Annotated in this window: 26 protein-coding genes; 13 read left to right on the top strand and 13 right to left on the bottom strand. The window is 68.9% G+C overall.

The features are described from left to right. Window positions 1-188 precede the first annotated feature (188 nt). The 4 genes from QWY84_RS08805 (at window position 189) to QWY84_RS08820 (ending at window position 3,317) form a co-directional block, all read left to right on the top strand. Window positions 189-992 (top strand): UDP-2,3-diacylglucosamine diphosphatase, encoded by an 804-nt coding sequence (locus QWY84_RS08805; protein ID WP_290202210.1) that lies wholly within the window; start codon window positions 189-191, stop codon window positions 990-992. A gap of 11 nt (window positions 993-1,003) precedes the next feature. Further along, window positions 1,004-2,050 carry a GNAT family N-acetyltransferase gene (locus QWY84_RS08810; protein WP_290202211.1) on the top strand — a complete coding sequence of 349 codons (1,047 nt, stop codon included), beginning with the start codon at window positions 1,004-1,006 and terminating at the stop codon, window positions 2,048-2,050. 3 nt (window positions 2,051-2,053) lie between these two features. Further along, entirely contained in the window at window positions 2,054-2,653 is a 600-nt protein-coding gene (locus tag QWY84_RS08815) for a hypothetical protein (protein ID WP_290202212.1), read from the top strand. Window positions 2,654-3,095: 442 nt separating this feature from the next. Next, a complete protein-coding gene (locus QWY84_RS08820; protein WP_290202213.1) occupies window positions 3,096-3,317 on the top strand; it encodes a YjfB family protein in 222 nt (73 codons plus the stop codon). Between the two features lie 26 nt (window positions 3,318-3,343). Here QWY84_RS08820 and QWY84_RS08825 read toward each other — a convergent pair whose 3' ends face one another. The 4 genes from QWY84_RS08825 to QWY84_RS08840 all read right to left on the bottom strand — a co-directional run bounded on the left by QWY84_RS08825 (window position 3,344) and on the right by QWY84_RS08840 (window position 9,237). Then, window positions 3,344-3,763, bottom strand: coding sequence for a DUF4332 domain-containing protein (locus QWY84_RS08825; protein ID WP_290202214.1), 420 nt, complete (start codon window positions 3,761-3,763; stop codon window positions 3,344-3,346). A 170-nt stretch (window positions 3,764-3,933) separates the two neighbouring features. Further along, the gene (locus QWY84_RS08830) at window positions 3,934-5,694 is read right to left on the bottom strand and encodes an AMP-binding protein (protein ID WP_290202215.1); all 1,761 of its coding nucleotides are present in this window, start codon (window positions 5,692-5,694) and stop codon (window positions 3,934-3,936) included. Window positions 5,695-5,922: 228 nt separating this feature from the next. Next, window positions 5,923-7,101, bottom strand: a complete 1,179-nt coding sequence (locus tag QWY84_RS08835) for an acetyl-CoA C-acyltransferase (RefSeq protein ID WP_290202216.1) — start codon at window positions 7,099-7,101, stop codon at window positions 5,923-5,925. A 45-nt stretch (window positions 7,102-7,146) separates the two neighbouring features. Then, on the bottom strand, window positions 7,147-9,237 hold the full coding sequence (locus QWY84_RS08840; protein WP_290202217.1) for a 3-hydroxyacyl-CoA dehydrogenase NAD-binding domain-containing protein: 2,091 nt from the start codon (window positions 9,235-9,237) through the stop codon (window positions 7,147-7,149). Between the two features lie 135 nt (window positions 9,238-9,372). Here QWY84_RS08840 and QWY84_RS08845 point away from each other — a divergent pair, with 135 nt between their 5' ends. Together QWY84_RS08845 and QWY84_RS08850 are read left to right on the top strand one after the other, a co-directional pair. Then, entirely contained in the window at window positions 9,373-10,044 is a 672-nt protein-coding gene (locus QWY84_RS08845) for a TetR/AcrR family transcriptional regulator (RefSeq protein WP_290202218.1), read from the top strand. A 158-nt stretch (window positions 10,045-10,202) separates the two neighbouring features. Further along, the gene (locus QWY84_RS08850; protein ID WP_290202219.1) at window positions 10,203-10,835 is read left to right on the top strand and encodes an SDR family oxidoreductase; all 633 of its coding nucleotides are present in this window, start codon (window positions 10,203-10,205) and stop codon (window positions 10,833-10,835) included. Here the strand turns inward: QWY84_RS08850 and cfa are convergent. Further along, entirely contained in the window at window positions 10,828-11,964 is a 1,137-nt protein-coding gene (cfa, locus tag QWY84_RS08855; RefSeq protein ID WP_435372984.1) for a cyclopropane fatty acyl phospholipid synthase, read from the bottom strand. The genes QWY84_RS08850 and cfa overlap by 8 nt on opposite strands. Before the next feature lie 118 nt (window positions 11,965-12,082). Next, on the bottom strand, window positions 12,083-12,946 hold the full coding sequence (locus QWY84_RS08860) for a crotonase/enoyl-CoA hydratase family protein (RefSeq protein WP_290202220.1): 864 nt from the start codon (window positions 12,944-12,946) through the stop codon (window positions 12,083-12,085). Window positions 12,947-13,416: 470 nt separating this feature from the next. Here QWY84_RS08860 and dctP point away from each other — a divergent pair, with 470 nt between their 5' ends. The 3 genes from dctP to QWY84_RS08875 all read left to right on the top strand — a co-directional run bounded on the left by dctP (window position 13,417) and on the right by QWY84_RS08875 (window position 16,406). Continuing rightward, window positions 13,417-14,454, top strand: coding sequence for a TRAP transporter substrate-binding protein DctP (dctP, locus tag QWY84_RS08865; protein WP_290202221.1), 1,038 nt, complete (start codon window positions 13,417-13,419; stop codon window positions 14,452-14,454). A 93-nt stretch (window positions 14,455-14,547) separates the two neighbouring features. Beyond that, window positions 14,548-15,102 carry a TRAP transporter small permease subunit gene (locus QWY84_RS08870; protein WP_290202222.1) on the top strand — a complete coding sequence of 185 codons (555 nt, stop codon included), beginning with the start codon at window positions 14,548-14,550 and terminating at the stop codon, window positions 15,100-15,102. Then, entirely contained in the window at window positions 15,099-16,406 is a 1,308-nt protein-coding gene (locus QWY84_RS08875) for a TRAP transporter large permease (RefSeq protein WP_290202223.1), read from the top strand. The genes QWY84_RS08870 and QWY84_RS08875 overlap by 4 nt, the downstream gene beginning before the upstream one ends. Window positions 16,407-16,450: 44 nt before the next feature. Here QWY84_RS08875 and QWY84_RS08880 read toward each other — a convergent pair whose 3' ends face one another. Then, window positions 16,451-17,875 (bottom strand): 1-acyl-sn-glycerol-3-phosphate acyltransferase, encoded by a 1,425-nt coding sequence (locus QWY84_RS08880; protein ID WP_290202224.1) that lies wholly within the window; start codon window positions 17,873-17,875, stop codon window positions 16,451-16,453. A gap of 261 nt (window positions 17,876-18,136) precedes the next feature. Here QWY84_RS08880 and QWY84_RS08885 point away from each other — a divergent pair, with 261 nt between their 5' ends. Together QWY84_RS08885 and QWY84_RS08890 are read left to right on the top strand one after the other, a co-directional pair. After that, window positions 18,137-18,340 (top strand): cold-shock protein, encoded by a 204-nt coding sequence (locus QWY84_RS08885; protein ID WP_290202225.1) that lies wholly within the window; start codon window positions 18,137-18,139, stop codon window positions 18,338-18,340. A gap of 240 nt (window positions 18,341-18,580) precedes the next feature. Beyond that, complete coding sequence (locus tag QWY84_RS08890) at window positions 18,581-19,171, top strand: TetR/AcrR family transcriptional regulator (protein ID WP_290202226.1); 591 nt, start codon at window positions 18,581-18,583, stop codon at window positions 19,169-19,171. Window positions 19,172-19,213: 42 nt separating this feature from the next. On the opposite strand, the gene QWY84_RS08895 is transcribed toward QWY84_RS08890, so the two are convergent. The 5 genes from QWY84_RS08895 to QWY84_RS08915 form a co-directional block, all read right to left on the bottom strand. Further along, a complete protein-coding gene (locus QWY84_RS08895; RefSeq protein WP_290202227.1) occupies window positions 19,214-19,996 on the bottom strand; it encodes a ferredoxin--NADP reductase in 783 nt (260 codons plus the stop codon). 222 nt (window positions 19,997-20,218) lie between these two features. Next, window positions 20,219-20,635 (bottom strand): hypothetical protein, encoded by a 417-nt coding sequence (locus tag QWY84_RS08900; protein WP_290202228.1) that lies wholly within the window; start codon window positions 20,633-20,635, stop codon window positions 20,219-20,221. Between the two features lie 121 nt (window positions 20,636-20,756). Further along, on the bottom strand, window positions 20,757-22,118 hold the full coding sequence (locus QWY84_RS08905) for an MATE family efflux transporter (protein WP_290202229.1): 1,362 nt from the start codon (window positions 22,116-22,118) through the stop codon (window positions 20,757-20,759). Between the two features lie 36 nt (window positions 22,119-22,154). Continuing rightward, complete coding sequence (locus tag QWY84_RS08910) at window positions 22,155-22,661, bottom strand: hypothetical protein (RefSeq protein ID WP_290202230.1); 507 nt, start codon at window positions 22,659-22,661, stop codon at window positions 22,155-22,157. Further along, window positions 22,658-23,200, bottom strand: a complete 543-nt coding sequence (locus tag QWY84_RS08915; protein ID WP_290202231.1) for a permease — start codon at window positions 23,198-23,200, stop codon at window positions 22,658-22,660. The genes QWY84_RS08910 and QWY84_RS08915 overlap by 4 nt, the downstream gene beginning before the upstream one ends. 72 nt (window positions 23,201-23,272) lie before the next feature. Between QWY84_RS08915 and QWY84_RS08920 the strand changes: the two genes are divergently transcribed. Both QWY84_RS08920 and QWY84_RS08925 read left to right on the top strand, forming a co-directional pair. Further along, window positions 23,273-24,745, top strand: coding sequence for an amidase (locus QWY84_RS08920; RefSeq protein ID WP_290202232.1), 1,473 nt, complete (start codon window positions 23,273-23,275; stop codon window positions 24,743-24,745). After that, window positions 24,742-25,944 (top strand): CaiB/BaiF CoA transferase family protein, encoded by a 1,203-nt coding sequence (locus QWY84_RS08925; RefSeq protein ID WP_290202233.1) that lies wholly within the window; start codon window positions 24,742-24,744, stop codon window positions 25,942-25,944. The genes QWY84_RS08920 and QWY84_RS08925 overlap by 4 nt, the downstream gene beginning before the upstream one ends. Here QWY84_RS08925 and QWY84_RS08930 read toward each other — a convergent pair. After that, window positions 25,939-26,597, bottom strand: a 659-nt coding sequence (locus tag QWY84_RS08930) for a 2-hydroxychromene-2-carboxylate isomerase (RefSeq protein ID WP_290202234.1), incomplete at its 5' end; no start/stop codon positions are given. The genes QWY84_RS08925 and QWY84_RS08930 overlap by 6 nt on opposite strands.

Below are 26,597 nucleotides of genomic sequence, written 5' to 3' on the forward strand. Positions count from 1 at the left end.
GTGTCCGCATGATCTCCCTTGCGTGTCTCACCGTGTTGACGTAGAGGTGACACATTCATGACAGTTCGTACCGGCTCGGGATCGTTCGCATGCATGCGTCATCGAACTGAATTGCCGCTGACACACTCCCTTCAAGAGAGATGTTCACACTTCCGTCGAAACTGAGCCATGCAGGAGGCAAAGCCGATATGGCCGTCGTAGAGAACATGCGCCCGCTGCGCTACCGGAGCATCTTCATTTCCGACGCACATCTCGGGTTCCGCGGCGCCCGAGCCGACTACCTGCTGGAGTTTCTCGAGGCGACCGAATCCGAGTACCTCTATCTTGTCGGCGACATGCTCGACATCTGGGAGATGCAGAAGCGCGTCTACTGGCCCCGGGAGCATGCGCTGGTGGTGCGCAGGATCATGGAGAAGGCGTGGAACGGTACCAAGGTCGTGTACCTGCCGGGCAACCACGACGAGGCCATGCGGGCCTACAACGGCAGCGTCCTCGACCAGTTCTCCATGACGGATCAGGCCATCCATACGACGGCGGACGGCCGGCGGTTTTTGGTTCTGCACGGGGATCAGTTCGATACCGTCGTCAAGTGCTCGCGGCTCCTGTCCATGCTGGGAAGCCGCTCGTACGGCCTGCTGCTGCGCGCCAACCACTGGGTGCACCTGGTACGGCGCGTATTCGGCTTCCCTTACTGGTCCCTGGCCGCGCACGTGAAGTACCGGGTCAAGAACGCCATGGCCTACATCTCGAACTTCGAGGAGATGGTGGCCTGGGAGGCGACCCGGCAGCACGTCGACGGCGTGGTCTGCGGTCACATCCACTATGCCGAAATGCGCAGCGTCGGTGACGTGCTGTACTGCAACGACGGCGACTGGGTCGAGAGCTGCACCTCGCTGGCGGAGAACCACGACGGCTCGCTGGAACTGCTGCGATGGGCCGAGCTGCGCGAGCAAGCGCGCCCGGACGAGCAGGTGTCCGCCCGGATCGCCTAGGAGAGCCCGTCATGCGAGCACCCGATACGCTGCTGAAGCATTACTGGTCGTCGCCGGCCCGGGCCATGGTGGCTCACGGTCCCCTGCGGCCCGGCGCACTGGGGCGCAACCGCGGGGGTACGACGGCGGTGGCGGTGGACGCGCCGGCACCGGCAACCGTCATGCGGGACGAGCTCGGGGCGTTGCCCGAATCGGCCCGGCTGGCCGGCAGCGGCCAGCTGAGCGTGTATGCGCTGCATGCCGCCCAGGCACCGGCGGTCGTCCAGGAGGTGGGCCGTCTGCGGGAGCTTACCTTCCGGGACGTGGGGGAGGGCAGCGGCGGCCAGCGCGATCTGGACTGGTTCGACAGCTACTACACCCACCTGGTGGTCTGGGATGGCCATGCCGGGTGCGTGGTGGGGGCCTATCGGCTGGGTTTCACCGATCGCCTTCCGGGCTGGGATCGCGCGTCGGCGCTGTACAGCAATACCCTGTTCCGGCTCTCGGAGAGCTTTCTCGCCGAGGTGGAGCCGGCCATCGAGCTGGGGCGCTCCTTCGTGCGCCGGGAGTACCAGCGTAGCTACGCGCCGCTTGCGCTGCTGTGGAAGGCCATCGGCGCCATCATCGGCGACGCGCCGCAGTATCGGTACCTGTTCGGCCCGGTCACTATCTCCGGGCGGTACGATGCCGCCTCCCGCGCCATGATGGTGCGCTTCCTGGCCAAGCCCGGGCGGGCGTCGTCGCTGATGCCGCTGGTTCAGCCGCGGCACCCGTTCCGGCCCGGCGCCAGTGCCCGGGCGCTGGCTCGCCTCGCCGACCGGGCGGATTCCGTGGAAGCCCTGAGCCGACTGATCGCCGCGGGCGAGAAGGACGGCGCCGGCGTGCCCATCCTGTTGCGCCAGTACCTGAAACTGGGGGCACGGTCGGTGGCGTTCAGCGTCGATGCCTCCTTCGGCCGGTGCCTGGATGCCCTCTGCCTGGTCGATCTGCTGGCCACCGATCCGCGCACGCTGCGCCGGTACATGGGCGCGGATGCCGCATCGTCCTATCTTGCCGCCCATCATCGCCGAAGCGCCTGAGCCATGAGCGCGCTACCGGCGTCCGATCGCTGGCTGTTCCTGCGCCGGTTCCTCGCCCGGGGGCGCCGTATCGCCAGTGTCACGCCCTCGAGCCGTTCCATGGCCCGGGCCCTGGCCGCGGGGGTGGATCCGCTGCGGCCTCAGACCATCGTCGAGCTCGGCGCCGGGACCGGGGCGGTCTCCGGTGTCGTCGTCGAGCGGATGCATCCGCGCAGCCGGCTGCTGGCGGTGGAGGCGGACCCGGAGCTCTGGGGCGTTCTCCGGCACCGGGTACCGGAGGCCGTCCAGGGCGATGTCGCGGACCTGCCGGCCCTGCTGGACGCGCACGGCGTCGGTGACGTGGACCTGGTTGTCAGCGGTCTGCCCGTGCCCAGCCTGCCGTACGCGATCAACGTGCGCATGTTCGAGTGGCTGGCCCGGCTGCCGGGAGACGTCGGCTTCAGCCAGCTCACCGTCATGCCCTGGGTGTACGCGCGTCTCTATCGCCGGCTGTTCCGGAACGTGGACTTCCGGCCGGTGCCTTGCAATCTCCCGCCCGGGGGCGTGTATCACTGTCGCGGGGTGCGAGAGGACTTCCGGGCCGCACTGCCGGGACCGCGGTGACTGCCACACAAAAAAAACGCCCCGTTGCCGGGGCGCAAGGAATCCTTTCATTGAGGAGGAGAAGCATTGCTGTGCGGCCTCCTGCCGCTCAAGAATCTAAGCAATAACCGGGCCATGTGGGCTCGTACCCGGAAAGGCGGATGACACGGGCGGGTCAATGTGCTGGACCGCGGCGGGGTGTCGCCGCCGTGCGTCATGAGCGGGCATGTCGCAGTACGGTGCACAACTGCGGGGCGGTGCGCGGCCCGACCCGGAGCGATGCTCCGTCATCGTTCCCGGGGTGGCCCCGGGCGGTGACACCGGGCCGACGGGGCGCGCAACAATGCCCGCTGTGATCCGGGCTCGGGACGCGCGTGTGCGAACTGTGAACGGGTTCACTGCGCACGGAGCCGGACTGGTGTTTCCTCGGCCATACCAGCCCATTACGGAGTGACTGCGTATCATGGCGGAAGCGACCGGAATCGCATCCCTGGCCTCGGGCCTGAGCCAGGCCCGGATCCAGTCGGAGGTGCAGACGAGCGTTGCGCGCAAGGCCCTGGATATCCAGGAGTCCACGGCGCAGCAGCTCGTGGATGCATTGCCGGACGCTTCGGGGGCGGCCCCTGCGGGGTCACCGGTCAATCCCGGCGACCGGGTCGGGGCGTTCGTCGACACGAGCGCGTAGCCTGCCGCTACGGCCGCGGGCGGTGACTACACCAGCTCGCGGGCGGCCTGAACCCAGCCTTCCACCTTTTTCTCCGAGATCACCACGGACTGTTCCCGCAGTTGCCGGGTAATCGCCTTGATGTCCGCCGCGGCCAGGTCGTCGAAAGTGCGGATGCCCATGCCCTGAAGGCGTCCCGCCATGGCCGGGCCGATGCCCTTGATGGTCGTGAGGTCGTCGACTGCGTCGTCGCCGGGACCCGACGTGGGGGCGGCCGTGCTCGCCGGAGACTCGCTCGCCGCCGTGTGCGCGGCCTTGTCGCCGGTCTCGTCCTGCCGGTCGTCGGCCTCACGGCCCGCGGACTGGCCCGCGGAGGTCTCCCGCGAGGATGATGTGGACGTGTGCTGCTCCCGCGGCAGCCACCAGAAAAGCAGGTCCAGCCAGCGTCTGAAGAGATCCTGTGCCATGGTGCCATCTCCCTGCGTGGGAGCCGCGCCGCCTGCATCCCGCGGGACGCTGTCGCCGGCGCGGCGTGAACGTCGGACGTCAGCCACGTCCGACGTTCATTCTTCCATACCCGGGCAGAGAGGTCACCAGCCGCCGCCGGCGCGGCGACCGCGGGAGGCGTTGGCGGGCGCTAGTCCTGGCCGAGCTCGCGGAGCGCCTCGGCCCGCAGGTCCTTGCGCAGCACCTTGCCGACCGGGGTGAGCGGGATCGCCTCGCGGAAGATGACCCGCTTCGGGATCTTATAGCCGGTCAGCGACTGGCGGCAGTGCTCGCGAATGGCCTCCTCGGTGACGGAATCGTCGGCCTTGACCACGTAGGCCTGCACTGCCTCGCCGGTTTCGTCGTCGGGCACGCCGACGACTCCGACCTCGCGGACCCCGGGATGCCGGGCGATGACGTCTTCCACCTCGTTGGGGTACACGTTGAAGCCGGAGACGTTCACCATGTCCTTCTTGCGGTCGACGATGTAGAAGAACCCGTCCTCGTCCATGCGGGCGATATCACCGGTGTGGAACCAGCCGTTGTGCATGGACTCCTCCGTGGCGTCGGGGCGATTCCAGTAGCCCGCCATGACCTGCGGTCCCTTGACGATGAGCTCGCCGGGCTCGCCCACCGGCACCGGGTTGTCCTGCTCGTCGACGATCCGGCAGTAGGTACCGGCGTAGGGGATGCCGATGCTGCCGGTCTTGACCGGGCCGTTCAGCGGGTTGCTGGTAACGCCCGGGCTGGTCTCCGTGAGCCCGTAGGCCTGGTAGATCGGGTGGCCCACCACCTCTTCCCAGCGCCGGGCGGTCGCGTTCTGTACGGCGGTGCCGCCGCCGATGGTGATGGCGAGATTCGTCGGCGGCGCCTCGCGGAACCAGTCCTCCGCCAGCAGGCCGTTGAACAGGGTGTTCACGCCGGAGAAGAAGCGAATGTCGTACTTGGCGAAGGCCGGCTTGAGATTGGCCACGGGCCGTGGCGAGGGGATCAGCACGTTGTGCCCGCCGAGGCTGAAGAACACGCCGCTCACCCCCAGGGCGAAGATATGGTACATGGGCAGCGCCGTCATGGCCGTGCGCTCGTCCGGCAGCGCCTCCTTCAGATTGTTGTAGGATTGCTGGATGTTGCTCAGCAGGTTGCGGTGCGTGAGCATCGCCCCCTTGGAGCGGCCCGTGGTGCCGCCGGTGTACTGCAGCGCCAGCAGGTCGTCCGCGCCGACCTCCAGGGTGGTGACGTCATCGCCGGCGGCGATGCGGCGCTCGCCGGCCCGGATCGCCTGCGCCAGGGGCGTGACCGCCATGTTCGCCGGCGGCACCATTTTCTTCAGCTTCTGGACGGTCTGCACGATGAACCGGCGCAGCGGCGGGAAGAACTCGGCGACGCTGTGCACCAGGACGTGCTCCACCCGGCTTTCCGGCACCACCTCGGGGAGCTTGTCCGCAAACATGTTGATGACCAGCAGCAGCCGGGCCCCGGAGTCGTTGAGCGCGTGATCGATCTCCGGGACGGTATACAGCGGGTTGATGTTGACGATCACGCATCCCGCCTTGGCCGCGCCGAACAGAAAGACCGGATAGGCCAGGCAGTTGGGGCTCTGGATGGCCACCCGATCGCCCTTGTCCAGACCCAGCTCGAACCGCAGGTAGGCGGCGAAGGCGTCGGACAGGCGGTCGACTTCCGCGAACGACAGGGTGCCCGTGGTCCCCGTGGGCAGGCAGGTGGTGAATGCCGGCTGTGCGGCGTGCTCGCGACTGGCCCGGCGCACCATGTCGCCGAAGCTGGTGTAGGGCAGGGCGTCCAGGTCGGACGGTGCGCTGTCCGCATAGAACTTCAGCCAGGGCCGGGCGTCATACGCCTCGAAGCTCCCCTTGCCGGCATTCACGGCCGGATCCTTCGCCGTATCGGTCATCTTGCTTCTCCTCTCGTGACTCTTGTTCTATTTCTGTTGATGCTTGGGCGCGATGCCGCACGGACACCGCCCAGTGTGCCATCATGAGACAGAATAGCAGGATGATGCGCATTCGGCAGGAGCCGCTCGTCGCCGGGATGCGATACGGCTTCCAGGGGGCAGCAAGGGGCATGGCCCGGGCCGGGAGGTGGGGTGGGGCGCGATTGCACCCCGCCCCGTTGACGTGGTCTACGCGAGCTCGAACAGCCCCGCCGCGCCCATGCCGGTGCCGACGCACATGGTGACGACCACGTAGCGCGCGTTGCGGCGCCGGCCCTCGATGAGCGCGTGGCCGGTGAGCCGCGAGCCGGTCAGGCCGTAGGGATGGCCGACGGCGATGGAGCCGCCGTTGACGTTCAGCCGCTCGTCCGGGATGCCGAGCTGGTCCCGGCAGTAGAGGACCTGGACCGCGAACGCCTCGTTCAGCTCCCAGAGATCGATGTCGTCGACGCTGAGGCCGTGGCGCTTGAGCAGCTTGGGTACGGCGTAGACCGGGCCGATGCCCATCTCGTCCGGCTCGCACCCGGCCACGGCGAAGCCGCGGAAGATGCCCAGGGGCTGGAGATTGCGGCGCTCCGCCTCCCTGGCCGTCATGAGCACGCAGGCCGAGGCGCCGTCGGAGAACTGGCTGGCGTTGCCGGCGGTGATCACGCCCCCGGGCAGGGCGGAACGGATGCCGCTGACCCCTTCCAGGCTGGTGTCCGGGCGGATGCCCTCGTCCTGCGCCACGGTGACCTCCTTCGTGCCCATGGCGCCCGTGGCCTTGTCCGCCGTCGCCATGACCGTGTCCATGGGCACGATCTCGTCGTCGAACCGGCCGGCCTCGCGGGCGGCGGCGGCGCGCTGCTGGCTGCGTACGCCGTACTCGTCCTGGGCCTCCTTGGCGATGCCGTAGCGCTCCGCCACCGTTTCCGCGGTCTGGAGCATGCTCCAGTAGAGAGCGGGCTTGTGCTCGGCGAGCCACTCCTCCTTCATGTACGTGGTGTTGACGTCGGCCTGGACCGTCGAGATGGACTCCACGCCGCCGGCGACCATCACCGGTGCGCCGTCCACGATGATGTGCTGCGCGGCCATGGCGATGGCCTGCAGCCCGGAGGAGCAGAAGCGGTTCACGGTCACGCCGCCCACGCTCACCGGCAGTCCGGCGCGCATGGCGCCCATGCGGGCGACGTCGTTGCCGGTTGAGCCCTCGGGCAGGGCGCAGCCCATGATCACGTCATCCACCTCGGCGCCGTCGACGCCGGCGCGCTCCACGGCGTGCCGGATGGCGTGCCCGGCCAGGGTGGCGCCGTGGGTCAGGTTGAAGCCGCCCCGCCAGGACTTCGCCAGCGGCGTGCGGGCAGTGGATACGATGACTACGTCATTCATTGGATCTCTCCTAGTGGCGGGCGATTCCGCCACTCCGTCACGAGCTCAGTTGAACGTCTTGCCTTCGGCGGCGAGTCCTGCCAGCAGGGGTGCGGGCTCCCAGAAGCCGGGCTGGACGTGGGGGTTGGCACGGAACTGCTCCATGGCCCGCTCCACGTTCATCAGCCCGACCTGGTCGGCGTAGTGCATGGGCCCGCCCCGGTAGACCGGGAAGCCGTAGCCGGTGAGGTAGACCATGTCGATGTCCGAGGCCCGCTGGGCAATGCCTTCGTCGAGGATGCGCGCGCCCTCGTTGACCAGGGCGTAGACGCAGCGCTCGACGATCTCCCTGTCGCTGATCCGCCGGGGCGTGATGCCGAGCTCCCGGCGGCAGTCGTCGATGACGCGGTCGACCTCCGGGTCGTGCAGGGCGTCGCGCCGGCCCTGCTCGTAGCGGTAGAAGCCGGCGCCGGTCTTCTGGCCGAAGCGGCCCATCTCGCAGAGGCGGTCGGCGATGACCAGGCGCTTCATCTCCGGGTGCTCGGCGTACTGGCGCTTGCGGATGGCCCAGCCGATGTCGCCCCCGGCCAGGTCCGCCATGCGCAGCGGCCCCATGACGAAGCCGAAGTCCTCGATGGCCCGGTCGATCTGCTCGGGGCTGGCGCCTTCCTCCAGCATGATCAGTGCCTCGCGCTGGTAGGGCAGCACCATGCGGTTGCCGATGAAGCCGTCGCACACCCCGGAGACCACCGCGGTCTTGCGGATGGTCCTGGCGATCTTCATGACCGTGGCCAGGACGTCCTTCGCCGTCGCGTCGCCGCGCACGACCTCCAGCAGCTTCATGACGTTGGCCGGACTGAAGAAATGCATTCCTACCACGTCCTGCGGGCGGCCGGTGCAGGCGGCGATGCGGTTGAGATCCAGGGTCGAGGTGTTGCTGGCGAGAATGGCGCCGGGCTTGCAGGTGGCATCCAGGGTCTCGAAGACCTGTTGCTTGACGCCCATGTCCTCGAACACCGCCTCGATGACGAGATCGACGTCCCTGTAGGCGTCGTAGTCGGTGGCGGTGTGCAGCAGGGCGAGCTTCTGCTCGGCTTCGTCCTGCTTCATTTTGCCCTTCTTGACGCGACCCTCGTAGACGCTGCGGATGTGGGCCACGCCCCGGTCCAGGGACTCCTGCTTCATGTCCAGGATGGTCACCGGAATCCCGGCGTTGAGGAAGTTGATGGCGATGCCGCTGCCCATGGTGCCGGCGCCGATGACGCCCACGTGCCGGATCTCGCGCACCGGGGTGTCCGCGGGGACATCCGGGATCTTCGATGTCTTGCGCTCGGCGAAGAACGCGTGTCGCAGCGCCGCGGATTCCGGCGTCTGCATGAGCTCGGCGAACAGCCGGCGCTCCGTCTGCAGGCCCTCGTCGAAGGGCTGGTCCACCGCGGCGCGGACGGCCTCCAGGCACTTGAGCGGCGCCGGGTAAGCCCCGGCCATCTGGCGGATACCGTTGCGCGCGTACAGGAAGAACGGCTCCGCCTTGGGATGGGAAACCCGCAGGTCGCGCACCCGCTTCAGCGGCCGGCCCTCGGCCACGATCTGTCCGGCCAGCGCCACGGCGTCGGCCTCCAGCTCGCCGTCGCTGTAGGCGTCGAACAGGGCGCTGCCCTCGAACATCGTCGCCGGCACGGTGGTCCCCGAGACGATCAGGTTCAGGGCGTGCTCGACGCCCACCACCCGGGGCAGGCGCTGGGTGCCGCCGGCCCCCGGCAGCAGGCCCAGCTTGACCTCCGGCAGGGCCACGCTCGCGCCCCGCGTGCTGATGCGGAAGTGGCACCCGAGGGCGAGCTCCAGGCCGCCGCCCATGCAGTTGCCGTCGATGGCGGCGATCACCGGCTTGCGGCTGGTCTCGATGATGTTGATCACCGTCGGCAGCGTCGGCTCGGCGAGCATCTTCGGCGTGCCGAACTCGCTGATGTCGGCGCCGCCGGAGAAGCTCCCGTTGGCGCCGGCAATCACGACGGCGCGGACGCTGTCATCCTGCTCCGCCCGGCGGATGCCGTTGACGATGCCTCGGCGCACGGCGTGGCCCAGACCGTTGACGGGCGGGTTGTCCAGGCGGATCAGGGCGGTATTCCCTTGGGTTTCGTAGTGGGCGTCGCTCATGTCATCTCCCGGATTCAATACACATGTGTATGGTGGTAACCGTAGTCGATGGCCGGCGCGGGCGTCAATTCCGGGGCGCACGCCGTGCACGCACAATGGCAAGCTATCCGTAGTCAACGACAGCAGGAGGTATTCATGACCACGGCTCAAGGCGACGGCGGCCGGCGGCGGAGCGAGCGCGAGCAGCTGTCGCGGGACGACTGGCTGGACGCGGCGGCGGGCCTGATTGTCGAGGGCGGCTTCGATGCCGTGCGCATCCTGCCCCTGGCGCGGCGCCTGGGTGTGTCCCGGGGCAGCTTCTACTGGCACTTCCGCGATCACCAGGATCTCGTCTCCAGCTTCCTGCAGCGCTGGCAGCAGCGACGCATGGCGGAGCTGGAGCTGCTGACCCCCGCCGGCGACGACCTGCGCGCCGAGACCCACCGCATCCTGCGCCTGCTGCTGGGCGAGTCCGGACGCAGCGTGCGCCGCATGCGCGTGGAGCTGGCGGTGCGCGACCTGGCCCGGCGCGACGACGAGGCGGCCCGGGCCGTGGCCGCCGTGGACGAGGCCCGCATCCGCCACAACCAGAACCTGCTCCTGCGCAGCGCCGACGATCCCGAGGGCGCCCGTGACCTGTCGCTGCTGCTCTACGTCGCCACCATCGGCGCCCAGCTGGTCATGGCCGGCCCCGCCGGCGACGAGGCGACCCTGGCGCGGCTGGAGCGCCTGATTGCCGGGCTGGTGTCCCGGGACGGGCCGGCAGCGCTGCAGTGGTGCGGCGAGGAGGGTGCCCCGGACGGGACGGAAGGTTACGGGGACGGATAAGCGGGGCCGGCTGGTATCCGCAACATTGCCGGTGGATCAACCCGGGCATGATCCGTAGGGTATGGAGACTCGAGCCCGCTGCGGCGGGCTGAAACGCACTGCATAATCGGGCGTGTCGCCGTGCCCGCCGGCCGGCGACGCCCCCGGAGGAGAGTGTCATGACCGTGCTGATCATCGGAGCCAATGGCCGCGTCGGCAGGCAGCTGTGCGAGCTGGCCGCCGAGGCCGGGATCGACGTGCGCGCCATGGTGCGCCACCGTGCCGAAGAGCCGTTGTTCCAGGAGCAGGGGATCGAGACCGTGCAGGCGGATCTGGAAGGTGATATGGAGCACGCCATGGACGGCTGCGACCAGGTGGTGTTCGCCGCCGGGTCCGGCCCCCATACCGGCTCCGATCGCACCCTGCTGGTGGACCTGCATGGCGCCGTGCGCGCCATCCAGCTCGCCGAGGACAAGGGCATCTCCCGGTTCATCATGCTCAGCGCCCTGCGGGCGGAGGATCCGCTGACGGCGCCGGAGAAGCTGCGGCCCTACATGGCGGCGAAGTACGCGGCGGACCTGGTGCTCGCGCGCTCCGCCATGCCCCACGTCATCCTGGCGCCGGGCCGGTTCACCGACGACGAGGAGGCCTCGGGCCTGGTATCGACGGCCCCGGAGCAGCACCACGACATCACCATCAGCCGGGGCAACGTTGCCCAGGCCCTGGCCGTCATCCTCCGCAGGCCGGAGCTCGTTGACCGGCGGATTCCGCTGGTGGACGGCGATACGCCGGTGGAGCAGGCGCTCAGCTGACGCGCCGGTAGCCGCCGACGAGCCCCCGCTTGGACAGCACCAGCTGCCACAGCTGCACCTCGCGGGCGCGGAACAGCCCGGCGCAGCTGAGCAGGTAGTAGCGCCACATGCGGTAGAAGCGGTCGCCGTAGCGCTCCCGGAAGCGGGGCCAGGCGGCCTCGAAGTTGCGGTGCCAGGCCATGAGCGTGTGGTCGTAGTCGGCGCCGAAGTTGTGGGCGTCCTCGATAACCGCCAGATCCTCGGCGGCATCGCTGATCTGCGCCAGCGCCGGCAGGTCGCCGTTGGGGAAGATGTACTTGTCGATCCACGGGTCCGGTGCGGAGCCGCGCTTGTTCTTGCCGATGGTGTGCAGCATGCACAGGCCGTCGTCGCTGAGGCAGCGATGGACGGTCTCCATGAACGTGCGGTGGTTCTTGCGGCCGACGTGCTCGAACATGCCGATACTGACGACGCGATCGAAGGTCTCGTCGATCTCGCGGTAGTCCTGCAGCCGGAATTCCACGGGCAGCCCCTGGCAGCGCTCGCGGCCCAGGCGGACCTGCTCCCGGGAGATGGTCAGGCCCACGCATTCCACGCCGTAGTGCTCGGCGGCGTACTGCATGAAGCTGCCCCAGCCGCAGCCGATGTCGAGCACGCGCATGCCGGGCTCGAAGCCGAGCTTGCGGCAGATCAGGTCCAGCTTGGCCTCCTGGGCGTCGTCCAGGTTGTCGGCCTCGCGCCAGTAGCCGCAGGTGTAGGTCATGCGCCGGTCCAGCATGGCCTCGTAGAAGTCGTTGCCCAGGTCGTAGTGGGCCTCGCCCACCTGCCGGGCGCGGCGCAGGCTCTGGAGGTTGAGCAAGCGCGCGCGCAGGGAGTGGAAGACCAGCCGCAACGGCTGGACCTGATCCTGGATGCCGGCCCGCAGGAGGCGGTAGAAGAACTCGTCGAGCTGCTCCGCGTCCCAGTCGCCGTCCATGTAGGCCTCGCCCAGGCCGAGATTGCCGTAAGCCAGGGCGCGCTCGGGGACGTTGTCGGCGTGGAGCTGGATGTCCCAGGGGCGGTCACCGTTGACGCGGATGTCCGCGCGCTCGAGCAGGTCCTGCATGAGACGGTCCAGGCCACTGCCGCTGTGCTGCTTGCGCGGCAACATGGTTCCGGTCTTGTCCGCCATGGGTCCTCCTGCCGGCGCTTCCCGTCACGCCGGTGTCTGCCTGTTTCGACGCTGTGCTTGCCCAAATCATAGCGAAAGACCGGAGCCGAGCGCACCCCTACTCGAAGGAGCGTTGCCGCCACCACGGGTAGAACGCCGGCATGTCCCGGGACGGGCACAGCGTGAATCGCGCCGGACGCTTCTCCAGGAAGCTGTTGACGCCTTCCCGGGCATCCTCGGACTGGCCCATGGCCGCGATGGCGCGCGAGTCCACCTTGTGGGCCTCCATGGGGTGATCGGCGCCGAGCATGCGCCACATCATCTGGCGATTCAGCGCCGTGGCCACGGCCGATGTCCCGTCCGCGAACTCCCGGGCCAGCTCCCGGGCCGCCGGCAGCAGGGCGTCGGGCGCGTGCACGCTGCGTACCAGGCCGCCTGCCAGGGCCTCCTCTGCGCCGAAGAGGCGGCCGCTGTAGGCCCATTCCGCCGCCTGCTGCATGCCCACCAGCCGCGGCAGGAACCAGCTCGAGCAGGCCTCCATGGTGATGCCGCGACGCGCGAAGACCAAGCCGAAGCGGGCGTGGTCGGCTGCCATGCGGATGTCCATGGGCAGCTGCATGGTCATGCCGACACCCACGGCAGCGCCGTTGATGGCCCCGATGACGGGCTTGGTGCACTCGAAGATGCGCAGCGAAACCGTGCCGCCGCCGTCCCGGATGGTGCCGGCGAGGTCATCGTCCTTGCGCTGATCGCGGTTGAACGTGTCACCGCCCTTCTCCAGGTCCGCACCGGCGCAGAACGCCTTCTGGCCGGCCCCCGTGACGACGATGGCGCGCACGGCATCGTCCTGGTCGGCCTGGTCGAAGGCCTCGATGAGCTCACGCCGCATGACGGCGTTGAAAGCGTTCATCCGCTCGGGCCGGTTCAGGGTGAGCGTCAGGATGCCGTCCTCGACGGCGTACAGCAGGGTCTCGTAGCTCAATGGTCGACTCCTCGTGGTTGGGGGTTGTGCGGTACGCCCCCGGGTGATGCAGTGGTGCGTACCTGCTGACACGGAATACCAAACTTGCCATTTCTGGCCCGTTCGAAAAAGCGCCCCGGGCCATCCGGGCCCGTTTCGCAGTTTCTTGAAAAGGCCGATTTTCAGCGAAACGGCATGAACAGGTCTGACACAACAATTTTCCCGGGGCCCGGGGCCCGCGGAGAGAAGGTTTCGCTGCAGTGCAGGGTAATTCCTGCGAAGCCGGAAGCAGGCCTTGTTTTTTGAAAAAATTCATAAAAAACAAGAAGATAACATGAATCGAAAACGTCCGCGGCGTCGCCGTTCCACGGCGACTCCTGTTGACAGACTGGTTGCCGGCTGTAGTGTGGCAAAAGAGGCGCCCAACAACAGGAAAAGGGCGGTAGCGCACCGCCGGCGCCAGGACGATTCACCCAGAGGAGGACACCACCGTGAAATACAGTCTCAGAACCGGGATCTCCCTTGTTACGGCCGGGCTGCTGGCGGCGACGCTGCTGCCCGCGCAGGTAACGGCACAGGACACGATCACCTGGCGTGTCCAGTCCCACTGGCCGAGCGCCAGCAGCTCCTATTCCGACAGCCTGGAGACGCTCAAGGAGCTCCTGGCCGAGCGCACCGACGGGCGCCTGCAGCTGGAGCTCCACGAAGCCGGGTCGCTGTTCGGCAGCGGCGAGATCTTCGGCGCCGTCAGCCGGGGCGTGCTGGACATGGGGACCATCTCGCCCGCCTACGAGATGGATCGCCTGTCCACCGCCGGTGTCGTTTACGGCCTGCCCAACGCGTTCAAGAATGTCTGGGAGGCGGCCTATTTCTACAAGCAGATGGGCATCGAGGAGATGATCCAGGAAGAGGCCGCCGAGTACGACGTCTACTACGCGATCGAGAAGGTCTATCCCACGGAGATGGTGCTCAAGGAGCCGGTGGAGTCGATGGACGACTTCGAGTCGCTGAACATCCGGTCCTCGGGCATCCTGCAGACGTTCCTGACCGAAGCGGGCGCCGCGGCGTCCATGATCCCGGGCGAGGAGCTCTACCAGTCGCTGCAGACGGGCGTGGTCGGCGGCGCTCACTGGGGCGCGGTCCAGGGTGCGCTGAGCATGTCCCTGTACGAGGTGGCTCCCTACCACGTGCGGCCGCCGCTGAACATCGGCGGTATCGACGCCTACGTGATCAGCGAGGAGTCGCTGAACGAGCTCCCGGAGGAGATGCAGGAGACGGTGAAGAACACTATCGAGGAGCAGTTCTGGCGCCGGACCAACGAGTATATCTATCTTGAGCAGCGGGCCCTGGAGATCGCACGCGCGGAGCACGGCGTCGAGGTGATCCAGCTTCCCGAAGAGGTTCGCGCCCGCATGCTCGAGGCTGCCCAGTCCATGTGGGACGAGGAGGCCGCCAAGAGCGACCGCGCGGCGGAAGCCGTGGAGAAGATGCGTGAATTCCTCGCGGAGCTGGGCTACGTCGAGCAATAACTCGGGGGGCGGCCCGGAACGGGCCGGGTAGCGCCCGGGCAGGCCGCGACCGCGGCCTGCCCGGGTTTGCGTGAATGCCGACGGAGACTGTCAATGAATGCCGTGCGCATGCTCCTGCGTGGGGTAACCCGGTTCAACGACTGGCTGGGGCGGGCCGTCCTCGCCTACCTGGTTCTGGCCATGTTCGCGCTCCTGTTCCTGGAGGTGATCATGCGTTACGGGGTCGGCGCGCCCACGGTCTGGACGGCGGAGCTGACCCAGATGCTGTTCGGCGCCTATGCCATGCTGGCCGGCGCCTACATCATGGCCCACAACGCCCATGCCAACGTGGATATCTTCTATGCCCGGTTCCCGCGCCGCGTGCAGGCCGCGGTGGACGTGTTCACGTCCTTCCTCTTCTTCGCCTTCATCCTGGTGCTCCTGACCGAGGGGTATACCATTGCCGCGGACTCGGTCAGTCGGCTGGAGACCTCCCACAGCGCGTGGAACGCTCCGGTCTGGCCGGTGAAGCTGACGATCCCGATCGGCGCCGGACTGCTGTTCCTGGAAGGCGTGGTGAAGCTGATCCACGACATCCTGGTCCTGTTCGATCTCGAAGGCTCTGAGCCCCTGTTTCCCGAGGATCACGAGGAGAAGGAGCAGTTATGAGCGTTGAGCTGCTGACCCTGCTGTTCTTTGGCTCACTCCTCGTGTTCCTGTTCATGGGGGTGCCGCTGGCCTTCGTCCTGGGCGGCGTGTCGGTGGTGTTCCTGTACTTCGACTGGGGTCCGGATGCGTTCTACATGGTGGGCTCCAGGATGTGGAGCACCATGAACAGCTTCACCCTGATCGCCATCCCGCTGTTCATCCTCATGGCCATGATCCTGGAGCGCTCCGGCGTGGCGCGGGATCTCTACCGGATGATGCACTTGTGGTGGGGCGGCGTCCGGGGCGGCCTGGCCATCGGCACCGTGGGCATCTGCGCCATCTTTGCGGCCATGTGCGGGATCAGCGGCGCGGCGGTGACCAGCATGGGCACCATCGCGCTGCCCAACATGCTCGAGCGCAAGTACGACAAGGAAATGGCGCTGGGCGCCATCAACGCCGGCGGCGGCTGGGGGATTCTCATTCCGCCGAGCATCATCATGATCCTGTACGCGCTGATCACCGGCGTCTCGGTGGGATCGCTGTTTGCCGCCGGCATCGTCCCCGGCCTGCTGCTCATGGTGCTGGTGTCGCTCTACATCGCCATCCGTTGCTACTTCCAGCCCCACCTGGGCCCGGCCCTGGCGAAGGAGGATCGCGGCAGCCTCCGTGACAAGCTGATGGCCCTGCGCTCGGTGATCCTGCCCATGTTCATCGTCGTGATCGTGCTGGGCTCGATCATGGGCGGCGTGGCGACACCCACCGAAGGGGCGGCCATCGGCGTGTTCGGGGCGCTGGTGTCGGCGATCGTGTACCGGCGCTTCAGCTGGGCCATGCTCAGCGAGGCCTGCGTGCGCACGCTCAAGCTCACCGGCATGATCATGTGGATCCTGTTCGCGGCGCACGCGTTCAGTACCGCGTACAAGTCCATGGGCGCCCAGCCCATGATCCTGGATTTCATGCAGGCCATTCCCGGCGGTCAGTGGGGCGCGCTCATCGCCATCCTGATCATCATTTTCATCATGGCCATGGTGCTGGATCCGCTGGGCATCATGATGATCACGCTGCCGGTGTTCATGCCGATCATCAACGGCTTCGGATTCGACCCGGTGTGGTTCGGCATCCTGTTCATCATCATGATGGAGATCGGCTACATGACGCCGCCGTTTGGCTTCAACCTGTTCTATCTCAAGGGCGTTGCGCCGCCGGGCATCACCATGGGCGACATCTACCGCTCGGTGGTTCCCTATACCCTGGTGGAGCTGCTGGGACTGGTGCTGGTGGTCATCTTCCCCGGGATCGCTCTGTGGCTGCCGAGCATTCTTTAGGGAAACGCTGAACCGTTCGCGCGTGCTTCTGCGCGCCGCGCGGCTCACGCGGCCAGGGGATCCAGGAGCGTGCTCACGGAATTGGCGTAGTAGCGCAGCAGCGGGTGCTCGTCGGTGACCGTGGACAGCGCTCCGGCGGCGTCCTCCGTGACGGCGCCGCGTTCCAGCAGGACGGCCACGGCCACGGTGACGATGTAGCCCGGCTCCCTGTGAGGCACGTACGGGGGTTCCGGGCAGGCATCCAGCTGGGCGATGCGTGCCGCGCACGCCTGCTCCAGGTCCTCCCTGGAGCAGGGCTCATCCGGCGTCCGCAGGAGCAGCCAGCACACCAGGGGAACCGGCAGTACGGGGATGACGCGGGCGGTGCGCTGCATCAGGTCGGCGGCCAGGGCGCGGCTGTTGCGGATGCGCTCGCGGTGCTCCTGCTGGCGCGGGTCGATCCCGCGGTCACGACACCACTGCCGGGCCGACAGCGGCCTGTCGAACCCGGCGGCGGCGTAGCCCATGGTCGCGCGCCGGCCGCGCAGCCGGTTGCCGAGGTTGCGGACCAGGAAGAGCAGACCCTCGCCCATGGCGCGCACGGTGGAGCGCCGCCGCACGCGCCGGCCCGCCTCCGCCAGCAGGGTGCGGTCCTCCAGGACCCGGTCGTAGTTCAGCCCCACGGGGATGAACAGGATGTCGCGTTGTCCCGCCGGATCGAAATCCCGCAGCATGTAGTCGACCAGCCCGGTGCGCGGCTCGCGCAGCGCGCCATCACGGCTCAGGCCGCCTTCCGGGAACACCGCCTGGGCCACGCCGCCCTCGACGGCCATCTGCACGTACCGCTCGAGAACCCGGCGATAGAGGGCGTTGCCGGAGTCCCGGCGCACGAAGTAGGCCCCCATGGCCCGGATCAGCGGTTCCAGGGGCCATACGCGGGCCCACTCGCCGACGGCGTAGGACAGCGCGGTCTGCTCTTCCACCAGATAGGCCACCAGCACGTAGTCCATGTTGCTGCGATGGTTCATGACGAACACGATGCTGGCGTCCGGGTCGATGTCGGCGAGCCCGGCATGATCGTGGTAGGCCAGGCGCACGCGGTAGAAGCGCCGGACGATGGCCCGCGCCAGGCGATTACCGAGCCGGAAGTAGACATAGGCGTTGAACGCCGGAACGATCTCCCGGGCATAGGTCTCGACACGCCGCAGCGCGACCGCCCACGGCGTGCCGTTGCTCTCGCAGTGCGCCCGCACCGCGGCGAGGACCCGGGGGTCGTAGGCGAGCCGGTCGATCAGGACCTCGCGCTTGGTGAGGCTGAACGTGGGCAGCTTCAGGTCCAGGCGCCGGTTGACCTCCTCGATCAGGCGACTGATCCGGCGCCGGAAGAACCAGCGCACCGTGGGGATCAGCAGGCGCGCAAGCACCGCCCACGCAGTGATCGCGAGCATGATCAGCAGCAGCCAGAGGGGTACGTCCACGGGTTGGTTCATTGTGATTCCCGGAATGGAGCGACTCCGCGCGTGGATGTCCGACCGCAGCCTATAGCAGCGGCATCACCGCTGGCCACCGGGAATGGCTACGGTGGACGCGGGGTGAAAAAAAGCTTTGCGTCGGGCCCGCGTTGCTGTATTGTCCGTCTTGCAGTGTTTCGCTTGAGTCGCTTCGGTCGTCGTCCCGCCAGTCGTGGTAGTCACACCGTACGTTCTTCAGCACGACCTGCACGACCCAATATCGCATGAGGAAACGTTACGATGATGACCGGTACCGTGAAGTGGTTCGACGACGCCAAGGGCTTCGGCTTTATTACTCCTGAGGATGGTGGCAAGGACGTGTTCGTCCATCACTCCGCCATCAATGGAACGGGCTTCAAGAGCCTGGCCGAAGGCCAGCGCGTGGAGTTCGAGACCCAGAACACGCCCAAGGGCCTGGCCGCGGCGAACGTCACCGCAGTCTGAGTCCGGGAGCCGGGGCCCGGCGCCCCGGGTTCTGCAGAAAACCCCGCTCCGGCGGGGTTTTCTCGTTTGGGAAACACGGATGACCCGCGTGCGAAGGCACCCGCGCGTCCGCCTTTCACTGGCGCCGTGCATTCGTGCGGTTTGGTCTCCGGCGGGTAGCCGGTTATGCTTTTCCTCTGCCCGAGCCCTGCCTCCCCGCTCATCGGGGGCGCCCGGAGAACCGCAAGGGAAGAAGTCGTCATGCCCGCAGGCCGCCCGCGACAGTTCGATCCGCCCACCGCCCTCAATCAGGCGATGGAGCTGTTCTGGTCGCGCGGCTACGACGGTACCTCGCTCCAGGAGCTCCTTGCCGCGACCGGCCTGTCGCGGAGCAGCCTCTACCAGACCTTCGGCGGCAAGCACCAGCTCTTCGGGCGCTGCCTGGACTGCTATCGGGAGATGGTGACCACGGCGATGTGGGAGCGCCTGCGGGAAGCGGCCAGCGGACGGGCGTTCATCGAGGAGTCGTTGCGGCGGACGCTGGCGGAGCAGCGGGTCCCCGGCGGGCCGCGGGGCTGTCTCGTGCTGAATACCGCCACCGAGTTCGGGCACCGGGACGCCGATGTCAACCGGCGCGTGCGCGCCGGTATCGACAGCTTCCGGGATGTCTTCGCCGAAGCGGTTCGTCGCGGGCAGGCGGACGGCAGCATCACCTCGCGGGATCATCCGGATCGGCTTGCGTCCTACCTCGTGGCCGGCATGGGCGGGCTGCGGACGCTGGTGAAGGCCGATGAATCCGAGGAGCGCATCCGGGCTGCGCTGGAGACCACGCTCCGGGCGCTGGACGGCTGAAGGGCCATCATCGCGCCCCGGGCCGCGTCCCCCTTCGGGCCGTCAGTCCTTTTCCACGAACGCCCGCTCGATGACGTAGTCGCCGGCGACGCCGATGCGCGGCGACGGCTTGAAGCCGCGCTCGTTGAGCATGGTGCTGACGTCGTCGAGCATGGCCGGGCTGCCGCAGATCATGGCGCGATCCCGCTCCGGGTCCAGCGGCGGCAGGCCGATATCCTCGAACAGCGTGCCGTTTTCCACCAGGTGGGTGATGCGCCCCTGGTTGCGATAGTCCTCGCGCGTGACCGTGGGATAGTAGATCAGCTGCTCGCGGATCATCTCCCCGAGGATCTCGTGGCCGGGCAGCTCGCGCTCGATGAAATCCTGGTACGCCAGCTCGCTGGTGTAACGGACGCCGTGGACCAGGACGATGTTGTCGAAGCGCTCGTAGGCCTCCGGGTCCTGGATCACGCTGAGAAACGGCGCCAGCCCCGTACCGGTACTGAACAGGTACAGGTTCTTGCCGGGCAGCAGGTCGCTGAGCACCAGCGTCCCCGTGGGCTTGCGGCTGGTGATGACCTCGTCGCCTTCGCGGATGTGCTGCAGCCGGGACGTGAGCGCGCCGTCCGGAACCTTGATGCTGAAGAACTCGAGATGGTCCTCGTAGTTCGGGCTGGCGATACTGTAGGCACGCATGAGCCTCTTGCCGCCCTCGTCCTGCAGCCCGATCATCACGAACTGGCCGTTCTCGAACCGCAGGGCGGGATCGCGCGTGGTGCGAAAGCTGAACAGCGTATCGTTCCAGTGGTGGACGTCGATGACGCGTTCGGTCGCCATACTGCTCATGTTGCCGATTCTCCTCGTGTCGGGTGGAGTGCCCAGTGCATTGACAGGCCCGGCGGCGCCGCGTTCCCTGTTCCCTGTTACCGGCTGCCCGTGCCGTCCGGCACCGTCACAACCCGCGGTGGGTCATCCGCCTGTCCAGACGCTACCTTAGGGAAATCCGGAATAAGTGTGAAATGGGTTATGCGCATAAGCTATAACCCATTCCGGCATAAGCGTCCCGTATCAGCGCAACTGGATGCCGCCGCCGGGGCCGCCGGCGCCGCCGCCCATGCCACCCATACCGCCCATGCCGCCGCCGCCCTGCCCGGGCGTGACGATGGACGTCGCCTGCTCGCGCTGCATCTCCTCGACGCGCCGGATCATGTCCTCCAGGGCCTGATTGGCGGTCTCGGCGAAGCGCTCCACGGCCTGCTCCAGGCTGTCCGCCTCGATCTCGAACGACAGCGGCAGGGCGCCTCCCTGCGTCATGACCTGCGTCTGGCCGCTGTAGGTAACCGGCCGTGATTCGTCCCGGGTGCCGTCGGTGTGTACCGGCGTCAGGCGGCGGATCGCGCCGACCCGGCTGTCCGTGAACGTCTCCTCCTGGACCAGGGACGCGGTGTCCAGGGACATGTCGGGCATCTGGTCGACTTCGCTCATGATCGTCTCCTGCGCAATAGGGGTCTATGATTCAGTGCACCATCATGCCGCAAGCGGTGGGTCGCGCCCAACCCCCTGAGGGACCGGGCGTCGTGTCCGCGATGGCCGGTGGCGCCGGCGATCAGGGACCGCCGGCGTTCTCCGGGGCCGCCGCGGGCTGCGTCTCCGGCTCCAGGTGCCGCATGGCCCGGTGATAGAGGGCCCAGGCCGTCGCCCCGGCGGCCAGGTTGCCCAGCAGGGCGCCCGTGAACACGCCGTTGATCCCCAGCAGCCATGCCCCCAGGGCCAGGGCGGGCAGGTAGCAGACGAACAGGCGCACCAGGGAGATGAGCAGGGCCCGCAGCGGCAGGCCCAGCGCATTGCACACCGACACCATCAGCATGCACACGCCCAGGGCCCCGTAGCTCAGGGGCACGCGCAGGAGGTAGTCCTGCAGCGTGGCCGCCACGGACTCGTCCTGGGTGAGCAGCTGCGCCAGCACCCCCGACAGCGCCAGCCACAGCACCGCCACGCCGAGCTGCCAGGCAAGGACGAAGCGCACGGCGAGCCGCACCAGGGCGCGGACGTGGTGCAGCTCGCCCGCGCCCAGGAAGCGCCCGACCATGGGCGGCAGCGACATGGTCAGGGCCAGGACCACGACGATGGAGAAGAACTCCAGCCGCGTCCCCAGGCCCCAGGCGGCAACGGCCTCGGAACCGAAATGGGCTACCAGGGCCGTGGCGAGCATGGCGGATACCGGCGGCATGAGCTGGCTGACCATGGCCGGGCCGGTGATCCCGGCCAGCTGCCGCAGCGCCGGCAGCGGGTTGATGCTCAGCAGGTCGAAGTGCAGCAGGCGGCGGCGCAGCAGGGCCGGGTAGATGGCCGCGATGCCCGTGCCGAACGCGGTGACCGTGGCCCAGGCCGCACCGGGCAGCCCCCAGCCGAAGACGAAGATGTACAGCGGGTCCAGCCCCAGGTTGAGCAGGCTGGTGATCACCATCCACAGCCCCGGCGTGCGGGTGTCGCCGTGGGCGCGCATGACACTGTAGCCGAAATACAGCACGGCGCCGCACCAGGCGCTCAGCAGCCACGGGATCCAGAAGGCGCCGATGAGCGGCAGCAGGCCGGTCTCGGCGCCCAGGGTCGTCACGATGGGCGCCCGCAGCAGCCACAGGGCCAGGCAGAGCACCGCCACGGCGGCGGCACCGGAGGCCGCCACCAGGCCGCCCAGCCGGCGGGCGCGGGAAGTGTCGCCGCTGCCCAGGGTGCGCGAGATGATCGCCGTGGTGGCGATGCCGAGCCCCACCTGGAAGCCGATGATGAGCTGCTGCATGGGCAGGGTGAAGCCCAGTGCGGCCAGGGGGTCCACGCCCAGCTGCCCGATGAACGCGCTGTCCACCAGCTGGAAGCCGAGCAGCGAGAACACGCCGAACAGCATGGGCCAGGTCATGCTGAACAGGGTGCGGCCCAGGCCGTTGCGTGTGAGATCGTCGGTGCTCATGGAGTGAATGGCGAAAAGCTCCGGTGATTCGTGGTGTCAGCCCGCTAGAACGGTTTCCGCGGCCAGGGTGAGAAAACCGGCGGCCGGCGCCACCGGCAGGCTGGCAAGAAGCCGCCGGCCGGCGAAGCGCCAGCCCATCATGGGGGCCTCGAAGACCAGGACCCGGTGCAGCGCCAGCACGGACCAGGCGGTGATCAGGGTGACCATCTGGGCAACCCCCATGCCCGCCTCCAGCAGGGCCAGGGCCAGCGGGAAGGCGATCATGGGGCCGCCCGGCAGGATGCCCCCGATCACCGTCGCCAGGAGCACGCCGTAGGCCCCGGATGCTTCGCCCAGCAGCCCCACCACCTGCTGCTCCGGCACCAGGCCGGCCAGGAAGACGCCGGCCAGCAGCGCCGGCGGCAGCCGCAGCAGCAGCGGCTGCAGCTGCACCCAGGCATCCGCGGCGACATCGCGGTGGCGGGTGGTTGCCCGGCGGTGCGCCAGGGCGCTGGTAATGCCCAGCAGGAGCGCAATAGTGCCATAGGCGATCAGCGTCATCATGTCGGCGGCCTCCGCAGCAGCCGGGAAAGGCCGCCGGCCAGGAAGGGCAGCGGCAGCGATACCAGCAGGCGGAGCAGGACGAAGTCCGGCCCCAGGAAAGGCAGCTCCCAGATCAGGGCGCGGTTGATCCCCAGCACCGACCAGGCCGTGACGTAGGCGATGCATACCTCCACCGAGGCGCCCGCACGGTACAGCGCCACCACCAGGGGGAAGGCGGCGAACGGGCCCCCGGGCGTGACGGCGCCGGCGACGGTGGCGACCGTGAGCCCGCGCAGGCCGCTGCGGCCGCCGAGCCAGCGCTCCATGGTCGCCCGCGGCAGCAGCCGCTGGACGTAGGCCCCCACCAGCAGGGCCCCCAGGAGCACGGGGGCGATCCACGCCAGCAGCCCCAGGGCGCGCAGCAGCGTGTCGGCAAAGGCGCCCGGGCCGTGCAGCCACCAGGTGGCGCCGCCGGTGGCCAGCGCCAGCAGCACGAAGAACACCGTGGTGCCGTCGATACGGCGCCATGGGGGTACGCGGTGGCTTCCGGGTGCGGCCATGGAGGTTGTACGGTAGCAAAAGCCGCTATTCTACTACGGCGTGGCAAGCCCCTGGCAGCGGATGCAGCATTCATGGACTCCAGCTATCAATCGGCAACCCGCCTGGCCCTGGCCCTGCGCGAGGGGGAATGCAGCGCCGCGGCGCTGCTCGACGAGACCCTCGCCCGGGTGGACGAGCGCAACCCCGCCATCAACGCCGTGGTGGCCACCTGCAGGGAGGACGCCCGGTCGCGGGCCCGGGAGGCGGATGCCGCGGCCGCGCGCGGCGAGCTCTGGGGCCCGCTGCACGGCGTGCCCATGACCGTGAAGGACACCTACGAGGTGGCCGGCATGCCGGCCACCGCGGGGGCGCCGCGATTCCGGGATCATTACCCGCAGGGCGACGCCGTCGCGGTGCAGCGCCTGCTGGATGCCGGCGCCGTGATCTACGGCAAGACCAACACGCCGCTGTTCGCGGGCGACCTGCAGACCTACAACGAGGTCTACGGCGTCACCTGCAACCCCTGGAACCCCGGGCGCACCTGCGGCGGCTCCTCCGGGGGCTCCGCTGCCGCCCTGGCCGCCGGGCTGACGCCGCTGGAGCTGGGCAGCGACATCGGCGGCTCCATTCGCACGCCGGCCGCCTTCTGCGGCGTGTGCGGGCACAAGCCCAGCTATGGCGTCATCCCCAAGCGCGGGCACATCCCGGGGCCGCCGGGCACGCTGGCCCGGGTGGATATCAGCGTCGCCGGCCCCATGGCGCGCTCGGTGGCCGACCTGGAGCTCGCCCTGGGGATTCTGGCCGGACCGGATCCCGCGGAAGGCGTCGGCTGGCAGCTGCACTTGCCACCGGCACGGCACCAGCGGCTGTCCGATTTTCGCGTGGCCGCCTGGCTGGATGATCCGGCGTGCCCGGTGGACGCGGACGTGGTCTCCGTGCTTCAGGAGCTCGTGGCGTGGCTGCGCACCGCCGGCGCGGAGGTCGACACACAGGCCCGCCCGGAGGGGATCGAGCTGGCGAGCTCCCACGCGACCTACTACCAGCTCCTGACGGCGGCCATGAGCGGCGGCCTGTCGCCGCGCGTGTTCGCCGGCATGCTGGAGCAGGCCGAGGCCGCCGATCCCGACGATGACGGCTATGCCGCGGCCTTCGCCCGGGGAGCGACCCAGCGGCATGCCGACTGGCAGCGCGCCGACGAGAGGCGCCAGCACATGCGCCGGGCCTGGCAGGCGTTCTTCGGCGAGGTGGACATCCTCCTGTGCCCGGTGGTGCACACGCCGCCGTTCCCCCATGATCACCGCCAGCCCATGGCGGAGCGCCGCCTGGCGGTCAACGGCGCCGACCGCCCGTACATGGACGTCCTCGCCTGGGCCGGGCTGGCCGGCGTGGTGTACCTGCCGGCGACGGTGGTGCCGGCGGGATACACGCCCGACGGCCTGCCGGTCGGGGTGCAAATCGTGGGGCCGTACCTGGAGGATTACACGGCCCTGGCCTTCGCCCGTCACGTGGAGGCCCTGACGGGTGGCTTCGCGGTCCCGCCCGGCTACGGGGAGGCGCCGTCATGAGCGGTCCGCTCCGCGGCTATCGGGTGGTGGATGTCACCGCCATGATCTCCGGGCCGCTGGCCACCATGACCCTGGCGGACCAGGGGGCCGAGGTCATCAAGGTGGAGAACCCCGCCGGGGGTGATTTCACGCGTTCGGCCGCCAACCGCCGCAACGGCTTCGCGGCCAGCTTTCTGAACAACAACCGCAGCAAGCGCTCACTGGCGGTGGACCTCAAGGCGCCGGAGGGGCTGGCGGTGCTCCGGCGCCTGGTGACGGGGGCGGACGCGTTCGTGCAGAACTTCCGGCCGGGGGTGGCGGAGCGCATGGGCCTGGGCGAGCCTGCGCTGCGGGAGCTCAATCCGGGGCTGGTGTACGCCTCCATCAGCGGCTTCGGGTTCCACGGCCCGTATGCCGCCCGCCCCGTGTACGATCCCCTGGTCCAGGCGCTGTCCGGGCTCGCCAGCGTCCAGGGCGGCTCGGACGCGGCGCGCCCGCAGCTGGTGCGTACCATCCTGCCGGACAAGCTCACCGGCATGACCGCCGCGCAGGCGATCACTGCGGCCCTGCTGGAGCGTGAGCGCAGCGGCGAGGGCCAGCACGTGCGGGTTTCCATGCTCGGGGCGGTGCTGGCGTTCCTGTGGGGCTCGGACATGGGCAGCCAGACCTTCGTCGGCGACGAGCGCCCGCAGGCCGAGGCGGCCAGCTTCATCGATCTCATCTATGCCACTGCGGACGGCTACATCAGCGTGGCCGTGCAGACCGACCGCGAGTGGGAGGCGCTCATCCGCGCCCTGGACCGGCCCGCGTGGCGGGACGATCCGCGCTTCCGGACGCCGGCGCTGCGCCAGGAGAACATCGACGCCCGGCTGGAGCTGACCCAGGAGGCACTCTACGAGCGCTCCGCCGCGGACTGGCTGGAGCGCCTGGAGGCCGAGGGCGTGCCCTGCGCGCCGGTGCTCAGCCGCAGCGAGGTGGTCCACCATCCCCAGGTCCGCGCCAATGCCCTGGTCCTGGAGCACGAGCACCCGCACGCCGGGTCCCTGCGGCAGGCAGCGCCGCCGGCGGCGTTCTCGCGCACGCCGGCGGGCATCCACCGCGCCGCGCCGGCGCTGGGGGCCGACAGCGAAGCGTTGCTGGCCGAGCTGGGCTATGACGCCGGCGAACGGCGGCGCCTGTACGACGCGGGGGTCGTGACCGGCGGCACCGCTCCGTCATGAGTGCTTGCTGCCGGCGGCGCCGGGCAGCGGTCCGGCCGCCGCGTCCACCTCCGGCACCCAGCCGTCCAGCGCCCGGCGGACCATGTCCAGGCGGTCCTGCCCCCAGAAGACCAGCCAGTCGTCCACCACCAGCGTGGGCGCGCCGCACACGCCCCGGTCGGCTGCCTCGCGGGTGTTGGCCTTGATCAGCGCCTTGGTGTCCTCGGCGCCGGCGCGGGCGATGACATCCTCCGGGTCATGGCCCTGCTCGCGGATGATGGCCGCGACGGTGTCCGTCTCGCCCAGGTTCCGGTCCTCCGCCCAGGCGGCCCGGTACAGCGGCCGGATCAGGGCCGGCTCCACGGCGGACACGCGCAGGGCGAGCACGGTGTTCAGCGGGAAATGGCTGGTAAAGCGGAACGGCACGCCCCAATGGTCGGCCCACAGGCGCATGTCGCGCTCCCCCCAGGCCTGCCGGTTGGCGCTCATGGCCTGCAACGGGATCATGGGCGTACCGATGGCCTTGAACAGCGCACCCAGGAGCATCGGCTTCCACACCAGCTCCGCGCCGTGCTCGGCGGCGATGCGCTCCACCTGGGTGCAGGCCAGGTACGAGAACGGGCTGGCGAAGTCGTGGAAGACTTCCAGCCGGCGCCGGTGGCCGTCGGCCGCCG

This window comes from Aquisalimonas lutea (assembly GCF_030409225.1).
GTDB classification, from domain to species: domain Bacteria; phylum Pseudomonadota; class Gammaproteobacteria; order Nitrococcales; family Aquisalimonadaceae; genus Aquisalimonas; species Aquisalimonas lutea.

Excerpts from the sequence above, each read along its gene's own strand:
- QWY84_RS08850 (WP_290202219.1), top strand. The coding sequence starts at position 10,203 with ATGACCGTGCTGATCATCGGAGCCAATGGCCGCGTCGGCAGGCAGCTG.
- QWY84_RS08890 (WP_290202226.1), top strand. The coding sequence starts at position 18,581 with ATGCCCGCAGGCCGCCCGCGACAGTTCGATCCGCCCACCGCCCTCAAT.
- QWY84_RS08880 (WP_290202224.1), bottom strand. The coding sequence starts at position 17,875 with ATGAACCAACCCGTGGACGTACCCCTCTGGCTGCTGCTGATCATGCTC.
- cfa (WP_435372984.1), bottom strand. The coding sequence starts at position 11,964 with ATGTTGCCGCGCAAGCAGCACAGCGGCAGTGGCCTGGACCGTCTCATG.
- QWY84_RS08900 (WP_290202228.1), bottom strand. The coding sequence starts at position 20,635 with ATGAGCGAAGTCGACCAGATGCCCGACATGTCCCTGGACACCGCGTCC.
- QWY84_RS08835 (WP_290202216.1), bottom strand. The coding sequence starts at position 7,101 with ATGAATGACGTAGTCATCGTATCCACTGCCCGCACGCCGCTGGCGAAG.
- QWY84_RS08910 (WP_290202230.1), bottom strand. The coding sequence starts at position 22,661 with ATGATGACGCTGATCGCCTATGGCACTATTGCGCTCCTGCTGGGCATT.
- QWY84_RS08830 (WP_290202215.1), bottom strand. The coding sequence starts at position 5,694 with ATGACCGATACGGCGAAGGATCCGGCCGTGAATGCCGGCAAGGGGAGC.
- QWY84_RS08920 (WP_290202232.1), top strand. The coding sequence starts at position 23,273 with ATGGACTCCAGCTATCAATCGGCAACCCGCCTGGCCCTGGCCCTGCGC.
- QWY84_RS08815 (WP_290202212.1), top strand. The coding sequence starts at position 2,054 with ATGAGCGCGCTACCGGCGTCCGATCGCTGGCTGTTCCTGCGCCGGTTC.
- QWY84_RS08810 (WP_290202211.1), top strand. The coding sequence starts at position 1,004 with ATGCGAGCACCCGATACGCTGCTGAAGCATTACTGGTCGTCGCCGGCC.
- QWY84_RS08915 (WP_290202231.1), bottom strand. The coding sequence starts at position 23,200 with ATGGCCGCACCCGGAAGCCACCGCGTACCCCCATGGCGCCGTATCGAC.
- QWY84_RS08875 (WP_290202223.1), top strand. The coding sequence starts at position 15,099 with ATGAGCGTTGAGCTGCTGACCCTGCTGTTCTTTGGCTCACTCCTCGTG.
- QWY84_RS08845 (WP_290202218.1), top strand. The coding sequence starts at position 9,373 with ATGACCACGGCTCAAGGCGACGGCGGCCGGCGGCGGAGCGAGCGCGAG.
- QWY84_RS08825 (WP_290202214.1), bottom strand. The coding sequence starts at position 3,763 with ATGGCACAGGATCTCTTCAGACGCTGGCTGGACCTGCTTTTCTGGTGG.
- QWY84_RS08870 (WP_290202222.1), top strand. The coding sequence starts at position 14,548 with ATGAATGCCGTGCGCATGCTCCTGCGTGGGGTAACCCGGTTCAACGAC.
- QWY84_RS08905 (WP_290202229.1), bottom strand. The coding sequence starts at position 22,118 with ATGAGCACCGACGATCTCACACGCAACGGCCTGGGCCGCACCCTGTTC.
- QWY84_RS08895 (WP_290202227.1), bottom strand. The coding sequence starts at position 19,996 with ATGAGCAGTATGGCGACCGAACGCGTCATCGACGTCCACCACTGGAAC.
- QWY84_RS08805 (WP_290202210.1), top strand. The coding sequence starts at position 189 with ATGGCCGTCGTAGAGAACATGCGCCCGCTGCGCTACCGGAGCATCTTC.
- QWY84_RS08885 (WP_290202225.1), top strand. The coding sequence starts at position 18,137 with ATGATGACCGGTACCGTGAAGTGGTTCGACGACGCCAAGGGCTTCGGC.
- QWY84_RS08925 (WP_290202233.1), top strand. The coding sequence starts at position 24,742 with ATGAGCGGTCCGCTCCGCGGCTATCGGGTGGTGGATGTCACCGCCATG.
- QWY84_RS08820 (WP_290202213.1), top strand. The coding sequence starts at position 3,096 with ATGGCGGAAGCGACCGGAATCGCATCCCTGGCCTCGGGCCTGAGCCAG.
- QWY84_RS08840 (WP_290202217.1), bottom strand. The coding sequence starts at position 9,237 with ATGAGCGACGCCCACTACGAAACCCAAGGGAATACCGCCCTGATCCGC.